Consider the following 4,674-nt stretch of genomic DNA (forward strand, 5'->3'; position numbering starts at 1 on the left):
TTCATTTGATTGGTCCTGGTGGTTATGATATTCTTAAGGCTATTGATGAGACTGGTTCAATAAGTGGTGCGGCGAGGAGGTTGGGTATGTCGTATAGGTTTGTGTGGAATTACATAGACAAGATGGAGAAGACCTCGGGCATGAAACTTGTGGAGGCATGGAAGGGCGGTAGGGGTAGGGGAGGGGCCAGGTTAACACCCGAGGGAAAAATGCTCCTACAGTACTATGAAGAGATAATGAAGGAAATGAACCAAATAGCAAGCAAATGGTCTGAATACCTAAGTAGTAGGTTGATGATTAATAGGAATAGAAATAATGAGGAAATTTAATTTTAATAGTACTATTTTCTCATTGATTAACGGTTACGTAGACCTGGAACTTTATGCCGTAAGCTTCATAGGATCCATCAACATCGTATACCCTAACGATGTATGTACCCAGCGGTATACGAATTGGCGCATGTAGTATTACCGTGGCATTTTGACCCAGTGGAACAACCAGGGCAAACCCGTCTGAGTAGGCCATGTGACCAGGCAGTGGGTACTCATTGATTATGTCATAGCTTGGTATATGACCTAGCTGGGTTGCGTTCCATTGGTAAAGTACTGTACCGTTCGGGTAGAGTATTTGCACGAGAACTATGAATCCACCATATGTATCAGGTCCAGCAACCCTATCTATTTGGAGGAATAAGGTACCATTACTAAACAACCTAGTGCCGCTCAATGAGTATGCGGGCTTCTTGGAGTAATTAATTAGGTGTGTAAATCCCTGGAAGTTTATTTGATATAGAGCCATCGTGACTCCCGTGGCTATTATGAAACCAAGCAAAGCAATAATGATCGACCTATCCATACCCACCACCTCACCATAGTGGTATGTACAGGTTGAGTATCCTCAAACCCCTTGGCCATTTTCTAGCTAGGTACTGATCAATCGACAACCACCTACTTCCCGTCAACATGAACATTAGGCCAGCCGCACCCTCAACAGCCGCGATCTGCCACTCGTCCACACAGGTAGGTCCTAACCAACCACCGGCAGCGCCAATGCTCCAGGCCAGTATTGCGATGACGAGACCTGATAACCTAGTCATGAAGCTCAGCATCATTAATAAACCGAATACGGCCTCAACAGCCGTGAATAGTAATAGGAATGGATAAAGAATGCTGGGGTAGTTTCGGTTTTCATGATTATTCGTGGGGTTTATTATCGTTGGTGATGAGACGACAGGCTTATAACCCCAATCCCAGCACCTTAACTGTACCCCTGGGTTTCCGAGAACCGTAGGGCTGGGAACCGCGGGCGACCGTTGGAGAGCCACTGCGGTGAGGGGGCTCGGGGAGACCGTCGAGAAGGAGACGGCGGGTAAACCGCCATCTCCGGAGAGACGGTGCGAAACAAACCACTCCAATTGCACAACAATTGGTTGCCATGCATGCGGTATGAAAGTCAACAACTTACCACCAACATAGGCCGATGAGCAAGAATTCAACTTATCTAGAACGTTTACGATCCTCCTCAGAAAAGCGCTGAAGCGCATCTAACTAAATGTAATCCTTAGACTAATAAATGCTCCCGTACATCTTCCATAACCATTTCCTTTTTGATCATTATATTCCCAGTACCTACTATATTGACCGAGAAAATTGAATTTTAAACTGCTAATGCATATTATTTCCCTAATTCAAATGATACCGAAGAGATAACTATGGACAGGCTCAGCAATTTATCTATGGCATCTATAGAGAAAAGTTTATAAATCTTAATTCAAGCAAATATATGATTAGCAGTTGTCTTGATACTTACCATATTATGATTCTCCAGATACTTATGCTCATGTATAAGAATCACCTATTATTTAGCTACAATAAAAATACAGCATCACTTTATCATATGGCTAAGACATTAAACATAAGCATAGCTACACTTTATCGGAAATCCCTCGAGCTCATGGATATGGGTCTGATCGATAAGATCGATAAGGGACATTATATAATAACGACAAAGGGCGCCCTAGTACTTACGCTACTTTACCTAAGAGGAGTTAGTGGCATTTCTAATGATGCTTTTAGGTCGGCTATTGGTAAATTGAAAGAGGACTGGGACCTGGCGGAATTCAGCGATGATGAGGTTATAAGCTACATAAATCTAATCAATAAAGGTATAGCCCAAACTAAGATACGACCTGCCAACATCTGCGCCCAAAGCTTAAACTGTACACTTCATTATATATTACAAAGACCCTTACATATCATAAATAATAATAAATCAATAATAAATTTTATTGCAGAGGATCTGGATCTACCTATTGATAAGGTTAAAGCCGCCGAGAGGGTTATAGCAAAGGCACTACTTGAGTACCTACCAACAATAACCCTTAGGGATGGCTGTAAGGTAGCATTGTTACTACAGGGTGATCAATCAAGGAAGGTAACGATTGTGAAGGTTGCTATGAAGTGTAGAATACACGGCTATAAATTAGGTATTGATTGTCCCATAGCTAATTCATTAATATCTAGATTATTTTTGACAAACAAACATGCATGATCTACCTGTTTTCTTAAATTAATGAAATGAAATCATTAAATTATAATTAATAGATTAATCGTTAGTCGAAGTCTGTCAATATATGGAGTTTTCAAATATTAGTAAGTACATTATATAGAGTCTACACATGTATAACCGTAACTTTATTATTGAGTTAGAAAGCACGATTTATAGGCAGCATAATCGGCGCTTTAAGCTTGATGTCATCTCCATGGCCTGTTGAGTGGAGCGGTTGGGGTCCATACATGCCACCTGAATACCACCTTATATGGGGTTGGAGGATCGCGGCTGCTATATTCTTAACGGCGCTTGGTAGCATGACAATGCTGCTGGCGGCGTTTTATGATGTTAGGAATAAGGCGCAGAGAATGGTTAAGATAAACATGATTACTGGTTGGGTATTAATACTGGCCGCCCTAGCCTTCTTCATAATAGACCTGGGCAGGCCCGAGAGGGCTGGCTATATAATACTCATTGGTTACCCAAACGGTAGGTTAGCCCAATCATGGATAGATTGGGGTGTCCTGTTCCTAAGTGGTATGGTTATTTGGGGCATCATATACCTCGCCATATGGTACATACCATCGCTCACAAAGATTACGGCTAGGGCATTAGGCAGGTACGTTAGGACAACCCGGGTAGTCCTTGATTTCCTAACAATGCTGACGGGCATAGCGGCCACGGTATATACAGCATTCCTATTCGCAGCAGCAGGTGGTAAGTCCTACTGGTGGAATGGTACCTTACCAATACTTTGGTTATCCTCAGGGCTTGGTTACGGCACAGCCCTCTCACTATTGGTGGCGAGATTCTTCTATACACCACCAGGTGTTAAGGCTGATGGTGGGGCCTTTGATGTCAGGCGTTTGATTCATGAATTAGGCTGGATAGATTTACTTGCGGTGGTTTTTGAGGCCTTTTCATGGGCCCTATTCTTAACCGTGGCTTATGCAAACCATTATGAGGCTAGGATACCGTTAACCCAACTTCTGCTGCAGACCTACGCACCGTACTTCTGGGGCTTCGTCATAACCTTAGGCATAGCAATACCACTGCTCCTTGAGATCGTCCTGTTCAGGATTGACCCAATGGGCACCTTCGGCAAGTGGGCTATCTTAATAATATTCATAGCCGTCATGTTAGGAGGCTACATGGTTAGGTACATAGTGTTGACGGTAGCCTACTACTATGCCCCGCTTACACCGATGGTTAATGCAGAACCACAGTGGGGTCCGTGGTGGGGGTGATGGGTATGGAGACATCCACAAAATTAATTAGGGAGGAAACGAGGAAGGACTTCGCATTAACAAGGAGGGAGTTCCTAAAGCTTGCTGGCATAACCACGGCAGCAGCGGCATTCCTGGGAACCATTGGTAAGGAGGCCTTCGTATTCAGCCAGATATTTAAGGAGAGCAAGTTAGCCGCCTCTGAAGTAGCAAGTGATGTTGTTGCATTCACAACATGCTACGGCTGCCTAGGCAGGTGCAATATTGAGGTCATAATTAGTGGACAGACGAAGCTTCCCAGGTTCATAGCTGGGTCCATATTCACCATGAACGAAGGCGCCACATGCGGCATAGGCGCATCAGCAATGCTCCACTACCTAAGCCCAGCGAGGCTTAGGTCTCCATTACTGAGGGTGCCAACGAGCGAGAGATGCGAGGGCGACTTCATTGAGATAACATATGACGACATGCTTGACATATTGATAAATGGCGATAACGCATCATTCCTAACCCAGAGGGGTTGGAAGTACGGCTTCCTGGGGCTTAAGAAGATTAGGGAGTGCTGCCCATACAAGTTCGTCTACTTCACAGGCAGGGACCAATACAACCCAGCGGAGAACACGTGGTTCGCAGCAATGTTCGGCACACCAAACCAGGGAGGTCACGGCGGCTTCTGCGCACTTAATGTTGCCGCCGGTGGATCATACGCAATGGGCGGTACTTGGTGGGAGTATGGTGCTTGGGACAGTGATTATACAAAGCTACTGATAATAGCCGGCGTGACCCAGGACCACTTCCCAACAATAGCGAGGCGTGAGGTGATCAAGGTAATACAGAACGGTGGTGAAGTCATATACATGTCGCCGGAGAGGATCGGCAACTTCGCGCAGGTATCCAA

At 44.7% G+C, this 4,674-nt stretch carries 6 protein-coding genes; 4 read left to right on the forward strand and 2 right to left on the reverse strand.

Going from position 1 to position 4,674, the window contains the following annotated elements:
• A partial coding sequence (locus B7L70_RS11795) for a winged helix-turn-helix domain-containing protein (RefSeq protein ID WP_101940290.1) occupies positions 1–329 on the forward strand: 329 nt, incomplete at its 5' end.
• Between the two features lie 19 nt (positions 330–348).
• Here B7L70_RS11795 and B7L70_RS11800 read toward each other — a convergent pair.
• Together B7L70_RS11800 and B7L70_RS11805 are read right to left on the reverse strand one after the other, a co-directional pair.
• A complete protein-coding gene (locus B7L70_RS11800) occupies positions 349–855 on the reverse strand; it encodes a TQO small subunit DoxA domain-containing protein (RefSeq protein WP_081228365.1) in 507 nt (168 codons plus the stop codon).
• 10 nt (positions 856–865) lie between these two features.
• Entirely contained in the window at positions 866–1,543 is a 678-nt protein-coding gene (locus tag B7L70_RS11805) for a TQO small subunit DoxD (RefSeq protein WP_238376235.1), read from the reverse strand.
• Positions 1,544–1,896: 353 nt separating this feature from the next.
• Here B7L70_RS11805 and B7L70_RS11815 point away from each other — a divergent pair, with 353 nt between their 5' ends.
• From B7L70_RS11815 to B7L70_RS11825, 3 genes are all read left to right on the forward strand, one after another.
• Positions 1,897–2,550, forward strand: a complete 654-nt coding sequence (locus tag B7L70_RS11815; RefSeq protein ID WP_081228362.1) for a hypothetical protein — start codon at positions 1,897–1,899, stop codon at positions 2,548–2,550.
• 200 nt (positions 2,551–2,750) lie between these two features.
• The gene (nrfD, locus tag B7L70_RS11820) at positions 2,751–3,797 is read left to right on the forward strand and encodes an NrfD/PsrC family molybdoenzyme membrane anchor subunit (protein WP_081228363.1); all 1,047 of its coding nucleotides are present in this window, start codon (positions 2,751–2,753) and stop codon (positions 3,795–3,797) included.
• Positions 3,798–3,802: 5 nt separating this feature from the next.
• On the forward strand, positions 3,803–4,674 hold an 872-nt coding region (locus tag B7L70_RS11825), incomplete at its 3' end, for a twin-arginine translocation signal domain-containing protein (protein ID WP_238376236.1).

It is taken from the genome of Vulcanisaeta sp. EB80, assembly GCF_002078205.2.